Genomic DNA, 19,104 nt, shown 5'->3' on the forward strand with positions numbered 1-19,104 from the left:
CCCGGCGCGGGCGCCGGCGCCGAATGAGAAGGACTGGTGCAGCCGCCGAATGCGAGCGCGGCGGCGAGAAGGACGTGACGCAAACGCATCGGCGCGCGCTACCCGCTCCCGACTGCCTCGGCAATGTTGGCGAACCCGGCGCGCTTCACGCGCTCCGCCAGGCCCGCCGCGATGCGCCGTGCGATCCCCGGCCCTTCGTAGACCATCGCCGAATAGAGCTGCACGAGGCTTGCCCCGGCGCGGATGCGCTCCCACGCGTCGTCGGCATCAGCGATTCCGCCGACGCCGATCAGCGGCATTTCACCGCCCGACGCAGCCCGGAACTCCCGCAACGCTTTCAGTGCGAGCGGCTTCAGCGGAGCGCCCGAGAGGCCTCCGATTTGATCGCGATGTCTCGATTGGAGCCTGGGCCGGGACACGGTCGAGTTGGCGACGATGACGGCGTCGATGTGATGCTCCAATGCGACGCGCACGATCTGATCCGGCTCGCGTTCGCCGAGGTCCGGAGCAACCTTCAAAAAAATCGGAGGCCCATTGGGGTCGCGCGCCTCGCCGATTGCGGACAGCAGCCCTCTCAGCGCCCCTTCGTCCTGCAACTGCCGAAGGCCCGGCGTATTGGGCGAGCTGATGTTGATCGTCAGATAGTCCGCGACTGGGCTCATCGCCCGCACTCCCGCTACATAGTCGCCGATCCGGTCGGCGCTGTCCTTGTTCGCGCCGATATTCACACCCACGATCCCGTTGCCCCGCCGCCGCTCGAGCCGGTCGAGCGCCGCCGCCTGACCCTGATTGTTGAACCCCATGCGGTTGATCACCGCGCGGTCGTCCTCGAGCCGGAACAGACGCGGCGTCGGATTGCCCGCCTGTGCTCGCGGCGTCAGCGTCCCAACCTCGACGAAGCCGAATCCGAATTTGAGCATCGGCCCAAACACTTCGGCGTCCTTGTCGAACCCCGCCGCGAGGCCCACGGGGTTGGGAATGCGCAGCCCGGCAACCTTCGTCTGCAGAATCGGTGTCCAGTCGGGCTCCGCCGTGAAGCCGGTGACGCTGCGCAATTTGAGCGCCGAGATTGTCGCACGATGCGCGCTCTCGGCATCGAGTTTGAATATCAGTGGGCGCAGGAGCGAATAGAGCGACACGGCGCTCGTCTGTCATTGCGACCCTTGCGAAGGCAAGGGGCAGCAGTGCAGGGAAATCGGAGGCACGAAGGACAAATAATGCACGCAGGGTTCGCGCACTCTCTTCGCGGCGTCCATTCTTCGTCGTGCCTTCGCATGAAATAACTCCCTTCTTCCAGAGTTGAGTTTCGCTCCGCAACGCACTAAATCGGAGCGGAATGGTCCGAATTTCGTTGAACCCGCTGTGCGCCTGAGCCACCTCGCCGATTATGCGGTCGTGCTGATGACGGCCGCCGCTCGCCGCCCAGCGGGCGCGCGCCTCAGCGCGACCGAGCTTTCGGGCGAAACCGGCGTGCCGCTTCCCACCACGCAGAAGCTCATGGGTCAGCTCGCCGCATCGGGCCTGCTGACAAGCGCGCGCGGCGCTGGCGGCGGGTTCGCGCTGGCAAAGGCCGCGACGGAAATCAGCCTCGCCGACATCGTCGAGGCAGTCGAGGGGCCGATTGCGATGACGGTGTGCTCGGAAGGCCGCAGCGACTGCGCGCTCGACGCGCACTGCCGGGTAAAGCCGCACATGGGCGTGGTCGGTGACGCGGTGCGCGGGGCATTGGGCGCGGTGAGCCTAGAGCAGCTCAGTACCCCGGCGAAGGCCGAGGTCCAGCCCGGACAAGGATACGCCTGGGCTCCTGCCTCCGCAGGAGCACAACCAGCATGAACGAGGTCCTCAAGAACCGCGAGCTTCGCGACAAGATCGCGCAGGATTACGAGTGGGGCTTCGTCTCGGACGTCGAGCAGGACTTCGCGCCCAAGGGCCTGTCCGAAGATACGGTCCGCTTCATCTCGGCCAAGAAGAGCGAGCCCGAGTGGATGCTCGACTGGCGGCTCAAGGGCTACCGCGCCTGGCTCGAGATGGAGGAAGTGAGCTGGGCCAAGCTCGACATCCCGCCGATCGACTATCAGGACGCTTATTACTACGCCGCGCCCAAGGAGCGGCCCAAGCTCGCCTCGCTCGACGAGCTCGATCCGGAGATCCGCCGCACCTACGAGAAGCTCGGGATTCCGATCGAGGAGCAGAAGGTGCTCGCCGGCGTCGAAGGCGCGGCGAAGGTCGCGGTCGACGCGGTGTTCGACAGCGTTTCGGTTGCCACTACGTTCCGCAAGGAGCTCGCCGCCGCCGGGGTCATCTTCCTCTCTATCTCCGAAGCGATCCGCGAGCATCCCGGGCTGGTGAAGAAATATCTCGGCAGCGTGGTGCCGCAGCGCGACAATTATTTCGCCTGCTTGAACAGCGCGGTCTTCTCCGACGGCACTTTCGTTTACGTGCCCGAGGGCGTCCGTTGCCCGATGGAGCTCAGCACCTATTTCCGAATCAATGCCGAGAACACCGGCCAGTTCGAGCGCACCCTGATCGTCGCCGACAAGGGCAGCTACGTCTCCTACCTCGAAGGCTGCACCGCGCCGATGCGCGACGAGAACCAGCTGCACGCCGCCGTGGTCGAGATCTTCGCGCACGAGGACGCCGAGGTGAAATACTCGACCGTCCAGAACTGGTACCCGGGCGACGCCGAAGGCAAGGGCGGCATCTTCAACTTCGTCACCAAGCGCGCACTCTGCTCGGGCGACCGCTCGAAAGTCAGCTGGACCCAGGTCGAAACCGGAAGCGCGATCACCTGGAAATATCCGAGCTGCATCCTCAAGGGCGACGGCAGCGTCGGCGAATTCTATTCGGTCGCGGTCACTAATAATTTCCAGCAGGCCGACACCGGCACGAAGATGATCCACATCGGCGCCAACACGCGTTCGACTATCGTCTCGAAAGGCATCAGCTCGGGCAAGTCGAACAACACATACCGCGGCCTCGTTCGCGTACTCCCGCGCGCGGAGAACGTGCGCAACTTTACCCAGTGCGATTCCCTGCTGCTCGGCAGCGACTGCGGCGCACACACCGTGCCCTACATCGAGGTCAAAAACCCGACCGCGACCATCGAGCATGAAGCGACCACGTCGAAGATCAGCGAGGACCAGCTCTTCTACGCGATGAGCCGCGGGCTCGACCAGGAAGCCGCGGTCGCGCTGATCGTCAACGGCTTCGCCCGCGAAGTGCTGAAGCAGCTGCCGATGGAGTTTGCGGTCGAGGCGCAGAAGCTGCTGGGGATCAGTTTGGAGGGTTCTGTCGGATGATGCCGCTATTGTTTCTCGCCGCGGCGTCGGCCGATCTCGATGCGCTCGACCAGGCGGTGGCGAGGTGCGACCGGACCTCCGTGAACCCGATGTTCGCGGGCGAGGCGGCGCGGCGGAGCCAGTTCCTGCTCGACGCCTATCGGGAGCAGGCGGCGATCGTCGCCGACCGGCTGTCGCTCTCCGACCAGCGGCGGGCGCTGCGCGAAGCGGCGGACCTGAAGGCCGCCGAGCGCAAGGACAGCGAGAAGCAGCTCGACCTCCTTCAGGCCGCGCTCGACGATCGGCAGAAGGCCCTCAACGACCAGCGCATGCTCGAGGGCATCCGCGAGGACGCGATGGATTCGATGCGCCACTATTTCCTTCTCAACTGCCCGGCCGGCAGCGGCCACGACAAGGCACGCTGATGCTCGACATTTCGAACCTCCACGCGACCGTCGCGGACAAGCCGATCCTGAACGGCGTGACCCTGCACGTGCCCGCGGGCGAGGTGCACGCTATCATGGGCCCGAACGGTTCGGGAAAGTCGACGCTCGCTTATGCGCTCGCCGGACGACCTGGGTATGCGGTGACGGAGGGGTCGGCGACGTTCACCCCCACCCGTCATCCCCGCGAAAGCGGGGACCCAGCCGAACAAGAAAGACTGGGTTCCCGCTTTCGCGGGAATGACGAAGGGTTGGATCTCCTCGCGCTCGACCCGCACGAACGCGCCGCGGCGGGCCTGTTCCTCGGCTTCCAATACCCGGTCGAAATCCCCGGCGTGTCCTACCTCCAGTTCCTGCGCGAAAGCCTCAATTCGCAGCGCCGGTCGCGCGGCGAACCCGACCTGTCCGGCGCCGAATTCATCAAGCTCGCGCGAGAGCAGGCGAAGCTGCTCGGCATGGACGCCGAGATGCTCAAGCGCCCGGTCAACGTCGGCTTTTCGGGCGGCGAGAAGAAGCGCGCCGAGATGGTCCAGATGGGCATCATGAACCCGACGTTCGCGATCCTCGACGAGACCGACAGCGGGCTCGACATCGACGCGCTCAGGGCCGTCGGCGCGGGCATCAACCGCATCATGCGCGCGCCCGGCAAGGGCGTGCTCCTGATCACCCATTACCAGCGTCTGCTCGACTATGTGGAGCCGGACCGGGTTCACGTGCTCTCGCACGGCAAGATCGTTCGCTCCGGCGGGCCGGAGCTGGCCCACGAGCTCGAGCGCGAAGGCTATGCGGAGGCGGCGGCGTGACCGCACCCTTCCCCACCCGCCGCGAGGAGGACTGGCGCTACGCCGACTTCGACGCGCTCAGACCCGTCTGGGAGCAATTCGCCGAACTGGTGACGATCACTGTCGGCGCCGGTGAGAGCCTCGAGGAAATCTGGCTGCCGATTGCCGAGGACGTGCAGCTGCGCCGCGTGCAACTCGCGCTCGGTGCGGGTGCCAGGGCTGGCATCTTCGCGCTCAATGCTGCGCCGGTGTACGGCCGGATCGAGCTCGAGGTCAGCCTCGAGGAAGGTGCCGAATTCGATCTCTACGCCGCCAACATCGGCACCGGCCTCTCGACCAACGAGGTGGTCACTAACGTGAAGCATCTCGAGCCCAACGGCCGCTCGCGCCAGACGGTGCGCTCGGTGCTGAACGGCAAGGCCGTCGGATCGTACCTCGGCAAGGTCGAGGTCGCGCACGGCGCACAGCACACGGACGGCGAGCAGTCGGTCAAGGCGATGCTGCTCGACCGCGGCGCGACGGCCAACTGCAAGCCCGAGCTCGAAATCTATGCCGACGACGTCAAATGCGCGCACGGCGCGACCGTCGGCGAGCTCGATCCGCTGCAGCTCTTCTACGCCGAGAGCCGCGGCATGGACCCGGCGACCGCGCGAGCACTGCTGCTCGAAGGCTTCATCATGGGCCTGTGGGACACCGCGAGCGAGCCGCAAGCGATTTGCGAGGCCGCGCGTGAAGCGCTGCGGAGAGTCGTGTGAACGCCCCCACGCGAATCAATTCGGCGTTAAGCGTCCGCGACCAGTTCCCGGCGATAGCCGGCTGGCATTATCTCGACAGCGCGGCGACGGCGCAGAAGCCCCAGGCGGTGATCGACGCGATCACCCAAGCCTATGCGCGTGATTACGCCACCGTGCACCGCGGCGTGTACGAGCGCTCTGCGACGATGACCGACGCTTACGAGGCGTCGCGCGCCGCCGGCGCGAAGCTCATCGGGGGCCAGCCCAACGAGCTGGTGTTCACCCGCGGCGCCACCGAGGCGATCAACCTCGTCGCGCACACGCTTCCGAAGGATGGCCGAAACCGCATCCTGCTGTCGCAGCTGGAGCATCACAGCAACATAGTGCCGTGGCAGCTCGCCGGCTACGAAATCGACGCGGTTCCGCTGACGCCCGACGGACAGATCGACCTCGACGCGGCCCATGCGATGCTCACGGAGCGGCACCGCGTCGTCGCCTTCGCGCACATTTCGAACGTGCTCGGCTCGATCCTCGATGCGAAGCGCGCGGCCGCGATCGCCCATTCGAAAGGCGCGCTGCTACTACTCGACGGCTGCCAGGCGGTTCCGCGTCTGTCCGTCGACGTCGCGGCGATCGGTGCCGACTTCTACGCTTTCTCCGCGCACAAGCTCTACGGGCCGACGGGCATCGGTTGCCTGTGGGGCCGATCCGAGCTGCTCGCCTCGATGCCCCCGTGGCAGGGCGGCGGGGCGATGATCGACAAGGTGGCGTTCGACGCATCGACCTTTCTCGACCCACCCGCGCGGTTCGAGGCCGGCACCCCGCACATCGTCGGCGCGGTCGGGCTGCATGCCGCGGTCAACTGGGTCGAGCAGCTGTCCCTCGATGCCATCCACGCGCACGAGTGCGCGCTCGTCGCCGAAGCCCGCGACGCGCTCCGCGCCATCCCCGGAGTCACGATCTACGGCCCCGAGGACAGCGCCGGGATCGTCAGCTTCAACGTCGATGGGGTGCATCCGCACGACACCGCCACCATATTGGACGATGGGGGCGTCGCGGTCCGCGCCGGCCACCATTGCGCTCAGCCGCTGATGCGATGGCTGGGCGTCGAGGCGACCGCGCGGGCGAGCTTCGCGGCGCACAGCGACAGCTCGGACATCGCGGAGCTGGTCAAGGGCATCGGACAGGTCAGACGGATTTTCGCCAAGTGAGCTTTTGAGAATGAACGAGGAGCGCAAGATCGAGACGCATGAAGTCGACGCGGTGGCGCCGCCGCCGCGGGCGCGCGTGCCTGAGAGCGTCGCCCGCAAGCGCGACTATCTCACCGGCTTCCTTTCCGGCGAACCGAAGGAAGAGGCGCAAGGCGGTCCCGGAAGCGACCTGCAGGCCGCCGTCGTCGACGTATTGAAGTCGATTTACGACCCGGAAATTCCAGTCGACATCTACGAACTCGGGCTGATTTACGACGTGACGATTACCGAGGATGGCGATGCCCACATCAAGATGACCCTGACGACGCCGCACTGCCCGGTTGCCGAGTCGATGCCCGGCGAAGTCGAGATGCGGGTGTTGTCTGTCCCCGGCATTCGCGACGCCGTCGTGGACCTCGTGTGGGATCCGCCGTGGAACCCGTCGAAGATGAGCGACGAGGCGCGGCTCGAACTGGGAATGCTATGAACAAGGAAACGAAGCTCCGCGCCCGCCCCGCGGCAATCACCCTGGCGCCGGCGGCCGAGGCGCGCATCACCGAGCTGATGGGCCGCGCCCCCGAAGGCGCAATCGGCGTCAAGCTCTCGACCCCCCGGCGCGGCTGCTCCGGCCTGGCTTATTCGGTCGACTATGTAACCCAAGAGCAGCCGTTCGATGAGAAGATCGAGACGCCCGGCGGCGCCTTCTACGTCGATGGCGCCTCGGTGCTCTACCTGATCGGCTCGGTCATGGACTGGCGCGAGGACGATTTCGCCGCTGGCTTCGTGTTCGAAAATCCCAACGCGAAGGGCGCCTGCGGCTGCGGCGAAAGCTTCACGGTCTGATCATTCACGCCCGCCAAGCTCGGGCTCTTGCACTTCACCATCGAGGCCGAGAGTGGTATTTCGGCGGCCGCACAGGAGGTGAGCCATGCAAGTCCCTGCGATCCTGGCGGCATTGGCGGTCACATTCACGGGGACCGGCCCGGCGCCCGTACTCACTCCCCAACAAAAGGCGGCGATGGACCGGATGATGAAGGAATGCCGGCCGACCAGCCCCTATGTCGCCGAAAAGAGCGGCGTGTTCAGGGACCAACGCCTCCAGCCGCGCAAGCTGACCGAGCTTCCGCCCGCGACCACCTACATGGCGGTGTTCCGGCACATCGGCGCCTGCGAGGCCCCTCTGACGATGAGCGACTATCGCAATCCGCCGCGCTAGATCTCAAAGCTCAGTTCAGGCGACGGAGCCCTGGAGCCCCGCCGCCTGCGCCCTCCCCAAACCAGGATTACCAGCCGAGGCTGAAGCGGACTGCCGCGCCGACATCGTCGGGCGAGTTGGCGATGTGGCCCGGATCGCGCCGGTAGAAGAGATTGCCGCCGAGCCACGCGTTGCCGTCGAGCCAGGTGCGGCCGTAGCTGATCTCGCTGTCGATCTCGCGCCCGCTCGGGCGGAGCGACATGTGGCTCAGCGAACTGGTCGCGGTGCCCGTCGCATAATCGTAAGACGTCGGCAGCATCAGCGAGAAGCCTCCATGCTCGACACGCAGCGGCTGGGCGATCCTGAAGCCGAATCGGTCGTTGCTTCCGAGCACCCCCGCCTTCGCCACGTCGAAGCCATAAGCGCCCGTCTGGAACCTGCCGCCGTTGAAGTCGGTCCAGCCGCGCCGCGCGCTCAAAGTCGCGTTCCAGCCGCCGCCGAAGTCCCGCCGCGCCTCCGTATCCAGGAACAGCGAGTTCGCGCCGCCGCCTCCCAGCACGTCGCTCATGCGCCCGCCAAGCAGGCTCCGCTTCTCGTCGAGACGGCTGAGTCCGAGCTGAAGCCGGGTCGGGCCGAAACGGCGATCGACCGCGATGCTCGACCAGCGGTAGGGCGAACCCGTGGCGTCGGTCTTGATCTCCTGCCACACCTTGCCGCTCTCGCCGGACACCGTGACGCCGGTGCCGCCGAACTCGTGGCGGATCGCGAGGCTGCCGTTGCGCTCGGCAAGGAAGCCGGGGTTGCCGCCGATGTCCTTGGCGATGAGGAACGCGCCCTGCGAGACGCCGCTGAGCCGGCGCTCCATCGCCTTGGCGCCATCTGCGAAACCGAATGCGACCGCCGTCTTCTTGTCGAGCCGAGCGACCGCCGAGCCGGCGATGAGCCGCGACTTGCGCAGATCCTCGGGCCCGACATTCATGCGCTCGAGCTCGAAGCCCTGCGCGAGGTCGTGCCGCTGGCGGACCGTCATGGCGATGCTGAGCGGGCCGGCCTGGCCGCCCGCCACCTGCACGTCGTTCTGCAGCGAACGCGAAAGCGGGTGATCGATCTCCGCCCGACGGAGCGTCTTGGCGAGGTTGAGCACATAGGCGCGGTCGTATCCGTCGAGGATGATCGCGCCGAGCGACTGCCCGCTCGCCGCATCTCCGGCGACCGGCGGCAAGTCGCCGTTGCTCCCGGTGACGGGGGTCTGGCTGTCGGCCATCGCGGTCTGGCCTTGCGGCTGGAACGCGCGTTCGATGTTGAGCGCGCCGTGCCCGTAAATGTTGTCGACGCCGGCGGCTCCGAGGTCGTCGGCGCTGCTGAACAGGATCTCTACGATCTGGTTGCCGGTGAGGTTCGGGAAGGCCTGCGCCATCAGCGCCACGGCGCCGCTGATCGTCGGCGCGGAGAAGCTCGTCCCCGACCAGCGGAACAGCGTACCGGTCTGGTCCGGTGCGCGGTTATCGACGCCGACGGCCATCAGGTAGGAGGCCGCGCCGCTTCCGGCTTTGTCGGAGAAATCCGCGATCTGCCGGGTGCTGTCGATCGCGCCCGCGATGATGACCAAGCCAGGGAATTCCCGGGACGGCGTCAGCGCGAATGGGTCGGGGTTCGGGGTACCATCGTTGCCGGCGGAAATTACGATCACGATGCCCGCGTTCACCGCCCGCTGCATGGCCGACAACAGGGTGAAGCTGGGATCCGAGCCGCCAAGCGACAGGTTGATGACCTTGGCGCCGGCGAGTCGCGCGGCGTCGATTCCTTCGGCGATCGCCGGATCGAAGAAACTGCAGCCGTCCTCACTCGCGCAGCTGCCTGGCTCGTCTGCGCGCTGGCTGACGATCGTCGCGTCGAAGGCGATGCCCAAGGTGTCGTTGTTGTTGCGCGCGGCGGCCGCGACGGCTGCGACCGCCGTTCCGTGCCCGCCTTCATCGCTGATGCCGCGGGTGCCGGCGACATCCCCGCTGCGAGAATCGATCCTGCCGGTGAATTCGGTGAGTGCCGGATTGATGCCGCTGTCGACGATCCCGATCTTGACGCCCTTGCCGGTCGCGCCGGCGCTATAGGCGGCGATCGCGTTCGCGGTGACTGCATAGTTCGAGTTGCGATATTCGGCCGTGTCGTAGTTGATCGGCGTCGGTGTCGGAGTCGGAGTGGGCGTCGGAGTCGGGGTGGGAGTCGGCGTTGGAGTGGGAGTAGGCGTGGGGGTCGGAGTCGGACTCTTGGGCGCCGGGGCTATCGGCATCACGCCTCCGCCGCTCCCGCCGCAAGCCGAGACGCCGAATGCGAGCACCACCGCGCAAGCGGTCGAGCCGAATAGCCTCTTCGTCATCTTAGTCCTCCGCTCAAGCCGTTGAGAACACACGGCTTCCCGTCAGATGTTATGGTTTAGAAATCCTTTCGATTTGCTTAAGGCTTTGAATTCACTAGGGCTCTCAAGTGCATGGACCCGCGCTTCGCCCACGTCCGAGAGTGGATTTTCGACCTCGACAATTGCCTCTACCCGGCCTCGAGCGCGCTGTTCGAGCTGATCGACGAGCGCATGGGCGCCTATATCCAGCGCTTGCTCGGCTGTGGCCCCGATGAGGCCCGGCGCGTCCAGAAGGCGCACTTCCATGAGCATGGCACGACCCTCGCCGGCCTGATGAAGGACCACGGAGTCGACCCGAACGACTTCCTCGCGGACGTCCACGATATCGCACTCGACCGGGTTCAGTGCGACCCCCGCCTCGCTCGGCTTCTCCCGCGTCTGCCGGGCCGCCGCTTCGTCTTCACCAACGGCGATGCAGTCTACGCCCGGCGGGTGCTCGACGCCATCGGAGTCGCGCAGCATTTCGACGATCTCCATGACATCCACGCCAGCAGCTACCGCCCCAAGCCGGACCCGCACGGCTATGCCTTGCTGTGCGAGCGGTTCGGAATCGATCCGGCGTGTGCCCTGCTGGTCGACGACATGGCGCAGAACCTCGCGCCGGCGAAAGCGCTCGGAATGGCGACGATATGGGTCGACAACGGCTCCGAACGCGGCAACCACGCTTATGACGAGCGCAGCATCGACCAGCGCATCGGCAACGTCGGCGAATGGCTCGAAGCGATTCTGGGGGACTAGGAAATGGACGAGCGGCTTCAGACGGTGATCGACCGCGCGTGGGAGGAGCGCGAACAGCTCGGCGCCCAGACCCGGGGCGAGGTGCGGCAGGCCGTCGACGCATCGCTCACCGCGCTGGACGCTGGGCAAGCCCGCGTTGCCGAGAAGCGCGACGGCGAGTGGGTGGTCAACCAGTGGCTCAAGAAGGCCGTGCTGCTGTCCTTCCGCCTCAACCCGATGGAGGCGATCTCGGGCGGCCCCGGCGGCGCCCACTGGTGGGACAAGGTGCCATCGAAATTCGCCGGCTGGGGCGAGAAGGAGTTCGCTGCCGCGGCGTTTAGGGCGGTGCCGGGCACGATCGTCCGCCGCGGCGCTTTCGTCGCGCCCGGCGCGGTGCTGATGCCGAGCTTCGTGAACATCGGCGCCTACGTGGGCGAAGGGTCGATGGTGGACACCTGGGCCACGGTCGGAAGCTGCGCGCAGATCGGAAGCAACGTCCACATCTCCGGTGGCACGGGGATAGGCGGCGTGCTCGAGCCGCTTCAGGCGGGACCCGTGATCATCGAGGACGATTGCTTCATCGGCGCGCGCTCCGAAGTCGCGGAAGGCGTCGTCGTCGAACGCGGCTCGGTCCTGTCGATGGGCGTCTTCCTCGGCGCCTCGACCAAAATCGTGGAACGCGCGTCGGGCGAGGTCCACTACGGCCGCGTGCCGCCCTATTCGGTCGTGGTGCCCGGCGCTTTGCCCGGGAAGGACGGCGCTCCCGCACTCGCCTGCGCGGTGATCGTCAAGCGCGTCGACGAGCGCACCCGGTCCAAGACCAGCATCAACGAGCTGCTCCGCGACTGATAAGCTGAGCTTATCGGCAGGAGGGGAGCATTTGTTGGCGCGCGTGCAGCGCCACCCCTAGCTCGTCAAAATGAAGCCGGTCGATCCGAGGACGTTTGAGCGCAACGCGGCGGAAGCGGCGGACGCGCCTTCGAGCGACAATTCCCCGATGATCCGCAGTCTAATGAACCGCAGCGACTGGATGATCTTGCTCGTCCTTGCCCTGATCTGGGGCGGCGCCTTCTTCTTCATCGGAGTCGCCGTCCGGCACGTTCAGCCGCTCACCTACGTTTGGCTGCGCCTGACGATCGGCGCCGCCGGCCTGTGGGCCTATCTCGCCTTCCGGGGCGAGCGGATCAGCCTCCCGCGGGAAGTGTGGGGCTCGATCCTGCTCCTCGCGCTGCTCAACAATGCCATACCCTTCACTTTGTTCGGCTGGGGCCAGACCCACATTGCCAGCGGCCTGGCTTCTATCCTCAACGCGACGACGCCGATTTGGGGCGTCGTGGTCGCCCATTTCCTCACCCGCGATGAGCGCATGAGCCCGCGCAAGATGGCGGGTGTGCTGCTCGGCTTCGGCGGCGTGGCGGTGATGATCGGCCCGTCGCTGCTGTCGAGCCTCGGCACCAGCGGCCTCGCCCAGCTCGCCTGCGTCGTCGCGTCGCTCAGCTATGCGCTGGCCGCGGTCTGGGCTCGGCGCTTCCGGCGGCTGGGAGTCTCGCCGTTCAGCGTGACCACGGGCCAGCTCACGGCCGGCGCGGTCGTGATGCTGCCGATGTCGATGCTCGTCGACAGGCCGTGGCAGCAGGCAATGCCGCCGCTCAGCGCGTGGATGGCGATCGTCGCGCTGGCGCTATTGTGCACCGCCTTCGGTTACGTCCTTTACTTCCGCCTGATCGACCGAGCTGGGGCCACCAACGCCTTGCTCGTGACCTTGCTCGTCCCGCCGGTCGCGATCCTGCTCGGCGGGCTGTTTCTCGGCGAGAGCCTCGCGCCGCAGGATTTCGGCGGACTGGCGCTGATCGCGCTCGGCCTGGCTGCGATCGACGGGCGGCTGCTTACGAGCCTTTCGCGACGCCGGCTTCGGCCAGCAGCTTAGCCGCCTCTGGTCCGGTCCAGTCGAGGTCGCCGACGTAACGCCAGACTTCCTTGCCGTTCGCGTCGAACAGGATCGACGTCGGCATCACCGGCGCCCCCAACGCGCCGGAAAGTGCCATCTTCGGGTCCTGGTAGGAGTCGAGCGTCGCGATCTTTTGGTGCTCCAGGAATGCCTCCACCGAGGCGTGCGGCCCCATGTCCTGGCTGACCGCGATGACGTTGAGCTTGCCGTCCTTCGAGCGCGCGAGGGCGTCCAGCGTGGGCAATTCCTTCACGCAAGGCGCGCACCAGGTCGCCCACAGGTTCACGAGCGTCGGCTTGCCGGCAAAGGCCGTGAGGCTGGTCGGATTGCCGTCCGGATCGTTGAAGCTGGCGTCCGCGGCCGCCGCACCTTTGTGGGTTCGGTCGACGCCTTTGACCGGACCCGCTTCGGCGGGCGCGCTCGCTTCGTTCGAGACAGGCTCGGCAGGCTTTTGGCAGGCGGCGAGCGCGAAGACCGCGCAGCTAATCAGGAACAGACGCATCACGCCCGCGCGCTAGCCTAAGCGCCGGCGAACGGCTAGTCGGACAGCGATGAAGTTGACGCGCGTCATTGGCATTGGTGCGGCTCTGCTGGTCGCCGGCTGCGGCCGCGTCGTCGACCTCGAGCCTGCCGCCGGTCAACCGCTGCCGGTCAAGCCCATGATGGCCCGAACCACGCCGAGCCCCGAGGATCTGCTGAAAATCCCGACTTACGCCAAGCCCGATCGTGTCGACGAGCTGATGAAGCGCTCCGAGCCGCGCGCCCATGACCCTTTCAACCTGCCCCCGCCTACCGGCGGCGCCGCGCCCTCGCTGCCGCCCGGCCAGGCGCCGGGTCCGACCCAGGACGAGGCGGAGCCCGCGCCAGGCATGCCCGTCACGCCCACGCCTTCACCAGGAGACTGACCCCCACATGCCCACCCGCGTCCGCAAGGCGGTGTTTCCGGTCGCCGGCCTCGGCACTCGCCTGCTGCCCGCCACCAAGAGCATCCCCAAGGAGATGGTCACGATCGTCGACCGGCCGCTGATCCAATATGCAGTCGACGAAGCGCGCGAAGCAGGCATCGAGGAGCTGATCTTCGTCACCGGCCGCGGCAAGTCGGCGATCGTCGATTATTTCGACCAGGCGTTCGAGCTCGAGGCGACGCTCAAGGGCAAGGGCAAAAGCCTCGACGTGCTCGAGCCGTCGAACGCCAAGTTCGGCGAGGTCGTCACCGTCCGCCAGCAGCAGCCGCTCGGCCTTGGCCATGCCGTCTGGTGCGCACGGCACATCGTTGGCGACGAGCCCTTCGCGGTGCTGCTTCCGGATGAGTTGATGCTCGGAAAGCCCAACTGCCTCGCGCAGATGGTGGAGGCATATGAGCGCGTCGGCGGCAATCTGGTCGCGGCGCTGGAGGTGCCGGACAGCGAGACGCACAAATACGGCGTGATCGACCCGGGTGCGACCGACGGCCCCCTCACCGAAATCCGCGGAATGGTCGAAAAGCCCGCGCCCGGCACCGCTCCTTCCAACCTGATGCTCCCCGGCCGCTACATCCTTCAGCCGAGCGCCATGCGAGCTCTCGACGCGCAGGAGAAAGGCGCGGGCGGAGAAATTCAGCTCACGGACGCGATGGCGAAGCTGATCGGGAACGAGCCCTTCCACGCCTACCGCTTCGACGGCGAGCGCTACGATTGCGGAAGCGCGGCCGGCTTCGTCATCGCCAACATCGCCGTTGCGCTCCAGCGGGAGGACGTTGGGCCCGCCGTTCGCGAGTTTGTAGCCGGAGCTTAAGGCTCCAGCTCGACGTCCCAGTAGAGATAATCCCGCCAGCTATCGTGCAGATAGTTGGGCGGAAACGCCCTTCCACGCTCCTGAAGCTGCCAGGTCGTCGGGCGGATCGGCTCGCGGTGGAAGTGCATGTGCGCCTCGCCCGGCGTGCGCCCGCCCTTGCGCAGATTGCACGGGGCGCAGGCGGTGGCGACATTCTCCCACGTCGTCCGGCCACCCTGCGCGCGCGGAATCACGTGGTCAAACGTCAGCTCTTTCCTCGTCCCGCAGTAGACACACGAAAACTTGTCACGGAGGAACAGGTTGAACCGGGTGAACGCGGGATATTCGTTCGGCCGCACATAATCGCGAAGCGCAATCACGCTCGGCAGCTTGAGCGCCATGCTCGGGCTGTGCACCTCGCGGTCGTAGTGGGCCACGACGTCGACCCGCTCGAGGAACATCGCCTTGACCGCGGTCTGCCACGGCCACAGCGACAGCGGGTAATAGGACAATGGCGTGTAGTCGGCGTTGAGGACCAGCGCAGGGCAGCTTTCGGGATGGCGGATCAGCTCGGGATGATACATGCGCGCGCCTTGAGCCTTTCGTTCGGTCGGTCCGAACTCACAGCTCCCCGGCCCCGTCGCACTCAAGGAGGAGAGGGCGGTGCGGCCCGTCTTCCCTTGTTGCCCGCCGGATGCCAACCCGGCCTGACATGCCTAAAAGAGCATTTCCAGTGACTCAGCGTCAAGAGTCGTTTCGGTCACACCCGAAATGATTGTGACGCGGTTCGCGCCTTCGCCGACCGGAAGGCTGCATCTTGGCCATGCGTACAGCGCTGCCCTTGGCCACCAGCGCGCGCGCGAAAGCGGCGGCAAATTCCTGCTCCGGATCGAGGATCTCGATGGGACGCGCTGCCGGCCCGAATTCGTCGATGAGACCCTGGACGACCTGCACTGGCTCGGCTTGACTTGGGATGAGCCGCTCCTCGTGCAATCGCAAAGGGCGTCGGCCTATGAGGCCGCGCTCCAGCGCGTGGCCGATCAGGGTCTGGTTTATCCCTGCTTCTGCACCCGCAGCGACATCGCCGCCGCGCTCGAGGCTCCGCACGGCGCCGCCGCCCACTATCCTGGCACCTGTCGCGGAATGCCCGATGATCCCGAGCGCCGCGCCTCTTTGCCGCACAGCTGGCGGCTCGATGCGCAGAAGGCGCTGGCGCTCGTCGGTTTGCCGTCCTGGACCGAAGCCGACGGGCGGCATCTCCATTCGACCCGCGAGGATTTGGACGACGCGATCCTTGCCCGCAAGGACGCCCCCGCCGCCTATCACCTCGCCTGCGTCGTCGACGATGCGGCGGGCGGCGTGACCCTCGTCAGCCGCGCCGCAGACCTGCGCAGCTCGACTCCGATCCAGCGCCTCTTGCAAACCCTGCTCGGCCTGCCGGAGCCGGTCTACCTGCATCATTCGCTGGTCGTCCATGCCGACGGGCGACGCCTCGCCAAGCGCGATCGGGCGCCGACGCTTGCCGCGATGCGCGAGGCGGGCATCGACGGCCGGACCACCGCCGCCGACCTGCTCGCGGGCAAGCTCCCCCTTGGTTTCGCCTTCGCGCAAGCCTAAGGCCCGGCCATGCGGATCGTCCTGCTCATCCTCCTCCTGCTCGCCATGGCCGGCGTCGTTTACGTGCTGGTGCGAGGGGTGATGGCGATGGCATCCGGCCGCGACGTGACCGGCGAGCAGTCGCAGAAATGGATGCAGCGGCGCGTGCTTTTCCAGGCGGTCGCGATCGTCCTGGTAATCCTCATCCTGTTCATCGCTGGCGCCTCGTCGAGCCAGTAGCGCGGACGCATTGGTCAAGCTCAACAAGATCTACACGCGAACCGGCGATGGCGGCAGCGCCGGACTCGTCGACGGGAGCCGGGTAAGCAAGTCGAGCCTGCGGATGGCTGCGATCGGCGAGGTCGACGAGGCCAATGCCGCGATCGGAGTCGCAATTGCCGCCTTGCAGCAGGGCGAGGTCGCCGATCGGCTGCGGCGGATCCAGAACGATTTGTTCGACCTCGGCGCGGATGTGGCCACGCCTGGCGAAATCGACGGGGCGCTTCGAATCGTCGCCGGCCAGGTCGAGCGGCTCGAGCGCGAGATCGACGACATGAACGCATCGCTCGGCGCGCTCACCAGCTTCATCCTGCCGAGCGGATCGGCGGCGGTTTCCGCGCTTCACCTCGCGCGGACCGTCGCCCGCCGCGCCGAGCGCGCTGCGGTCGCGCTGCATGAGAGCGATCCGCTCAACCCGCAACTGATCGCCTACCTCAACCGGCTCTCGGACACCCTGTTCGTCGCCGCCCGCTTCGTGGCGGCGCAGGAGGGGGGCGACGTGCTGTGGCAGCCGGGCGCCACCCGGAGATAGTCGCACCGGCGACATTGCCGCGCTCGTGCGTTACAGCGCCGATATGGCAACCACTGCGCGCGCCGAGCCCGCCCGCGGCCTTGCTTCGCGCCTGTTCGCGACGAGAAAGCTGACGCTCGATCTCGCGGCGCCGCTATCGGATGCCGACTCCACCATCCAGCCCTTCCCCGATGCATCGCCCGCGAAATGGCATCTCGCCCACACGACCTGGTTCTTCGAAACCTTCGTCCTGCGCGATCATCTGCCCGGCTACCGTCCCTTCGATGAGCGCTACGCCTTTCTGTTCAACAGCTATTACGAGGCCGAAGGCCCGCGTCACGCGCGGCCGCGCCGAGGCATGCTGAGCCGCCCGACACTCGACGAGGTCCGAGCCTATCGCGCTCATGTCGACGAAGCGCTGGAGCGGGCGCTGCCGCAACTGCCGGCCGATCCGCTCGCATTGGTCGATCTCGGCATCAACCACGAGCAGCAGCACCAGGAGCTGTTGCTCACGGACATTCTCGCGACCTTCGCCGAAAACCCGCTCGAACCTGCCTATGCCGAGCTTCCGCCGCCCGTCTGCTTCGCGGTCGAGCCGATCTCGTGGCACCGCGGCCGCGAGGGGATCGTCGAGATCGGCGCGCCCGCCGACGGATTCGCGTTCGACAGCGAGCGACCGCGCCACCGCGTTTTCCTGTCTGCCCATCAGATCGCGAGCCGGCGGGTCACAAACAGCGATTGGCGCGAGTTCATCGAGGACGGCGGCTACCGGATGCCGGCGCTGTGGCTGTCCGAGGGCTGGGACTGGGTCCGGCGAGAAGGGATCGCAGCGCCCCTCTACTGGTGCGACGACGGGACTGAGTTCAGTCTTGGCGGCCGCCGCGAAGTCGACTGGGCCGCGCCCGTTGCCCATGTCAGCTATTTCGAAGCCGACGCCTTCGCGCGCTGGGCCGGCGCCCGCCTTCCGACCGAAGCGGAATGGGAGGATTTCGCCGCGTCGGCCGACCCGGTGATCGGCAATCAGCTCGATCAAGCCGGCGCCGTCGTCCCCCGCCCGGGCGGCGGGGTCCTCGGCGATGTGTGGGAATGGACCCAGAGCGCCTTTTCCGCTTTCCCCGGCTTCGCGCCCGCCGGAGGCGCGATCGGCGAGTACAATGGAAAATTCATGTGCGGGCAGTTCGTGCTCAAGGGCGCGAGCTGCGCCACGCCGCGCGGCCATAGCCGCGCCTCCTACCGCAACTTCTTCCCGCCGCATGCGCGCTGGCAGTTCACGGGGCTCCGCCTTGCTCGAGACGCTTGACCGCCAGACCGAGGCGTTTCGCGCCGACGTGCTCGCCGGTCTCGCGGCGCCGATTCCTGCGATTCCCGCGCGCTGGCTCTACGACCGCCGCGGATCGGAGCTGTTCGAGGCGATCACGCGGCTGCCCTCTTACTATCCCACGGCGACCGAGACGGCGCTGCTTCACCACATCATGCCCGACATCGCCGCTCGCATTCCGAAAGGCGCGGCGGTCGTCGAGTTCGGCGCCGGCTCGGCGACAAAGACCCCGATCCTTATCGAGGCCGTCGCACCCGCCCTCTACGTGCCCATCGACATCTCGGGCGATTATCTGGAGCAGAGCGCGATCGAGCTTCAACGCCGCTTCCCCTCGCTCGAGGTGATCCCGGTAACTGCCGATTTCGCGCGTCCGCTGACGCTGCCCGCGAGCATCGAGCACCTGCCCAAGCTCGGCTTCTTCCCCGGTTCGACCATCGGCAATTTCGTGCCGTGGAGCGCGACCGACCTTCTGCGCCGCTTCCGCGCGCTGCTTGGCCCCTGCTCGCAGCTGCTGATCGGCATGGATCGGGTGAAGCCGGTCGATCGGCTGATGGGCGCCTATGACGAGGTCGAGGGCGTGACTGCCGAGTTCAACCTGAACCTGCTGAGACGCATGAACCGCGAGCTCGGCGGGGAAATTCCGATCGACGCATTCCGGCACGAAGCGCGCTGGAACGACATCCTGTCGCGCATCGAGATGCACCTGGTCGCGACGCGCGATGTCGAATTCTCCGTCTCCGGGCAGCGCTTCCGCTTCGCCGCCGGATCCACCATCCACACCGAGAACAGCCACAAATACGGACCGCGCGGCAGCCGCGTGCTGCTGCTGGCCGGCGGCTGGACCCCGGTCGCCGAATGGACGGATCCGGACCAGGACTTCGCCGAGATCCTCTGCGTCGCCGAGCCGGAGAGGTTTGCGCCGTAACAGCGGCCCGGCTAAGCCCGCGC

Annotated in this window: 23 protein-coding genes; 19 read left to right on the forward strand and 4 right to left on the reverse strand. The window is 66.9% G+C overall.

What is annotated here, in order from left to right; genetic code table 11:
• Positions 1-98 precede the first annotated feature (98 nt).
• Complete coding sequence (locus GH737_RS02890) at positions 99-1,139, reverse strand: quinone-dependent dihydroorotate dehydrogenase (RefSeq protein WP_155263359.1); 1,041 nt, start codon at positions 1,137-1,139, stop codon at positions 99-101.
• 223 nt (positions 1,140-1,362) lie between these two features.
• On the opposite strand from GH737_RS02890, the gene GH737_RS02895 reads away from it, so the two are divergent.
• From GH737_RS02895 to GH737_RS02935, 9 genes are all read left to right on the forward strand, one after another.
• Positions 1,363-1,833 (forward strand): SUF system Fe-S cluster assembly regulator, encoded by a 471-nt coding sequence (locus tag GH737_RS02895; protein ID WP_155263360.1) that lies wholly within the window; start codon positions 1,363-1,365, stop codon positions 1,831-1,833.
• Positions 1,830-3,299: a Fe-S cluster assembly protein SufB gene (sufB, locus tag GH737_RS02900; protein ID WP_155263361.1), complete on the forward strand. Its 1,470-nt coding sequence runs from the start codon at positions 1,830-1,832 to the stop codon at positions 3,297-3,299. Before GH737_RS02895 ends, sufB begins: the two co-directional genes overlap by 4 nt.
• Positions 3,296-3,703, forward strand: coding sequence for a hypothetical protein (locus tag GH737_RS02905; RefSeq protein WP_155263362.1), 408 nt, complete (start codon positions 3,296-3,298; stop codon positions 3,701-3,703). The genes sufB and GH737_RS02905 overlap by 4 nt, the downstream gene beginning before the upstream one ends.
• Positions 3,703-4,524, forward strand: a complete 822-nt coding sequence (gene sufC, locus GH737_RS02910) for a Fe-S cluster assembly ATPase SufC (protein WP_155263363.1) — start codon at positions 3,703-3,705, stop codon at positions 4,522-4,524. Before GH737_RS02905 ends, sufC begins: the two co-directional genes overlap by 1 nt.
• Positions 4,521-5,258: a SufD family Fe-S cluster assembly protein gene (locus GH737_RS02915; protein ID WP_155263364.1), complete on the forward strand. Its 738-nt coding sequence runs from the start codon at positions 4,521-4,523 to the stop codon at positions 5,256-5,258. Before sufC ends, GH737_RS02915 begins: the two co-directional genes overlap by 4 nt.
• Positions 5,255-6,448 carry a cysteine desulfurase gene (locus GH737_RS02920; protein WP_155263365.1) on the forward strand — a complete coding sequence of 398 codons (1,194 nt, stop codon included), beginning with the start codon at positions 5,255-5,257 and terminating at the stop codon, positions 6,446-6,448. The genes GH737_RS02915 and GH737_RS02920 overlap by 4 nt, the downstream gene beginning before the upstream one ends.
• Before the next feature lie 10 nt (positions 6,449-6,458).
• The gene (locus GH737_RS02925) at positions 6,459-6,914 is read left to right on the forward strand and encodes an SUF system Fe-S cluster assembly protein (RefSeq protein WP_155263366.1); all 456 of its coding nucleotides are present in this window, start codon (positions 6,459-6,461) and stop codon (positions 6,912-6,914) included.
• Positions 6,911-7,270 carry a HesB/IscA family protein gene (locus GH737_RS02930; RefSeq protein ID WP_155263367.1) on the forward strand — a complete coding sequence of 120 codons (360 nt, stop codon included), beginning with the start codon at positions 6,911-6,913 and terminating at the stop codon, positions 7,268-7,270. The genes GH737_RS02925 and GH737_RS02930 overlap by 4 nt, the downstream gene beginning before the upstream one ends.
• An 85-nt stretch (positions 7,271-7,355) precedes the next feature.
• Positions 7,356-7,643 carry a hypothetical protein gene (locus GH737_RS02935; protein ID WP_155263368.1) on the forward strand — a complete coding sequence of 96 codons (288 nt, stop codon included), beginning with the start codon at positions 7,356-7,358 and terminating at the stop codon, positions 7,641-7,643.
• 67 nt (positions 7,644-7,710) lie between these two features.
• On the opposite strand, the gene GH737_RS02940 is transcribed toward GH737_RS02935, so the two are convergent.
• Positions 7,711-9,996 carry a S8 family peptidase gene (locus GH737_RS02940; protein WP_155263369.1) on the reverse strand — a complete coding sequence of 762 codons (2,286 nt, stop codon included), beginning with the start codon at positions 9,994-9,996 and terminating at the stop codon, positions 7,711-7,713.
• A 111-nt stretch (positions 9,997-10,107) separates the two neighbouring features.
• Here GH737_RS02940 and GH737_RS02945 point away from each other — a divergent pair, with 111 nt between their 5' ends.
• The 3 genes from GH737_RS02945 (at position 10,108) to GH737_RS02955 (ending at position 12,679) form a co-directional block, all read left to right on the forward strand.
• Positions 10,108-10,773 carry a pyrimidine 5'-nucleotidase gene (locus tag GH737_RS02945; protein ID WP_155263370.1) on the forward strand — a complete coding sequence of 222 codons (666 nt, stop codon included), beginning with the start codon at positions 10,108-10,110 and terminating at the stop codon, positions 10,771-10,773.
• A gap of 3 nt (positions 10,774-10,776) precedes the next feature.
• On the forward strand, positions 10,777-11,601 hold the full coding sequence (dapD, locus tag GH737_RS02950) for a 2,3,4,5-tetrahydropyridine-2,6-dicarboxylate N-succinyltransferase (protein ID WP_155263371.1): 825 nt from the start codon (positions 10,777-10,779) through the stop codon (positions 11,599-11,601).
• 70 nt (positions 11,602-11,671) lie between these two features.
• The gene (locus tag GH737_RS02955; protein ID WP_230558590.1) at positions 11,672-12,679 is read left to right on the forward strand and encodes a DMT family transporter; all 1,008 of its coding nucleotides are present in this window, start codon (positions 11,672-11,674) and stop codon (positions 12,677-12,679) included.
• On the opposite strand, the gene GH737_RS02960 is transcribed toward GH737_RS02955, so the two are convergent.
• A complete protein-coding gene (locus GH737_RS02960) occupies positions 12,639-13,202 on the reverse strand; it encodes a TlpA family protein disulfide reductase (RefSeq protein ID WP_230558592.1) in 564 nt (187 codons plus the stop codon). The two genes, GH737_RS02955 and GH737_RS02960, sit on opposite strands and share 41 nt — an antisense overlap.
• 49 nt (positions 13,203-13,251) lie before the next feature.
• Between GH737_RS02960 and GH737_RS02965 the strand changes: the two genes are divergently transcribed.
• Together GH737_RS02965 and GH737_RS02970 are read left to right on the forward strand one after the other, a co-directional pair.
• Positions 13,252-13,605, forward strand: a complete 354-nt coding sequence (locus tag GH737_RS02965) for a hypothetical protein (protein ID WP_196232948.1) — start codon at positions 13,252-13,254, stop codon at positions 13,603-13,605.
• A gap of 7 nt (positions 13,606-13,612) precedes the next feature.
• The gene (locus GH737_RS02970; RefSeq protein ID WP_155263373.1) at positions 13,613-14,473 is read left to right on the forward strand and encodes a UTP--glucose-1-phosphate uridylyltransferase; all 861 of its coding nucleotides are present in this window, start codon (positions 13,613-13,615) and stop codon (positions 14,471-14,473) included.
• Here the strand turns inward: GH737_RS02970 and GH737_RS02975 are convergent.
• Positions 14,470-15,036: an HNH endonuclease gene (locus GH737_RS02975; protein WP_155263374.1), complete on the reverse strand. Its 567-nt coding sequence runs from the start codon at positions 15,034-15,036 to the stop codon at positions 14,470-14,472. The genes GH737_RS02970 and GH737_RS02975 overlap by 4 nt on opposite strands.
• A 187-nt stretch (positions 15,037-15,223) precedes the next feature.
• On the opposite strand from GH737_RS02975, the gene gluQRS reads away from it, so the two are divergent.
• From gluQRS to egtD, 5 genes are read left to right on the forward strand one after another with little or no spacing between them, the layout of a single operon-like run.
• Positions 15,224-16,069: a tRNA glutamyl-Q(34) synthetase GluQRS gene (gluQRS, locus tag GH737_RS02980; RefSeq protein ID WP_155263375.1), complete on the forward strand. Its 846-nt coding sequence runs from the start codon at positions 15,224-15,226 to the stop codon at positions 16,067-16,069.
• Positions 16,070-16,078: 9 nt separating this feature from the next.
• Complete coding sequence (locus tag GH737_RS02985; RefSeq protein WP_155263376.1) at positions 16,079-16,288, forward strand: twin transmembrane helix small protein; 210 nt, start codon at positions 16,079-16,081, stop codon at positions 16,286-16,288.
• Positions 16,289-16,298: 10 nt separating this feature from the next.
• Positions 16,299-16,859 carry a cob(I)yrinic acid a,c-diamide adenosyltransferase gene (locus GH737_RS02990; protein ID WP_155263377.1) on the forward strand — a complete coding sequence of 187 codons (561 nt, stop codon included), beginning with the start codon at positions 16,299-16,301 and terminating at the stop codon, positions 16,857-16,859.
• A gap of 43 nt (positions 16,860-16,902) precedes the next feature.
• A complete protein-coding gene (gene egtB / locus GH737_RS02995; protein ID WP_155263378.1) occupies positions 16,903-18,138 on the forward strand; it encodes an ergothioneine biosynthesis protein EgtB in 1,236 nt (411 codons plus the stop codon).
• Positions 18,092-19,081 (forward strand): L-histidine N(alpha)-methyltransferase, encoded by a 990-nt coding sequence (egtD, locus tag GH737_RS03000; protein ID WP_155263379.1) that lies wholly within the window; start codon positions 18,092-18,094, stop codon positions 19,079-19,081. The genes egtB and egtD overlap by 47 nt, the downstream gene beginning before the upstream one ends.
• Positions 19,082-19,104 lie beyond the last annotated feature (23 nt).

The organism is Sphingomonas segetis (assembly GCF_009720245.1).
In the GTDB taxonomy this organism is placed as follows: domain Bacteria; phylum Pseudomonadota; class Alphaproteobacteria; order Sphingomonadales; family Sphingomonadaceae; genus Sphingomicrobium; species Sphingomicrobium segetis.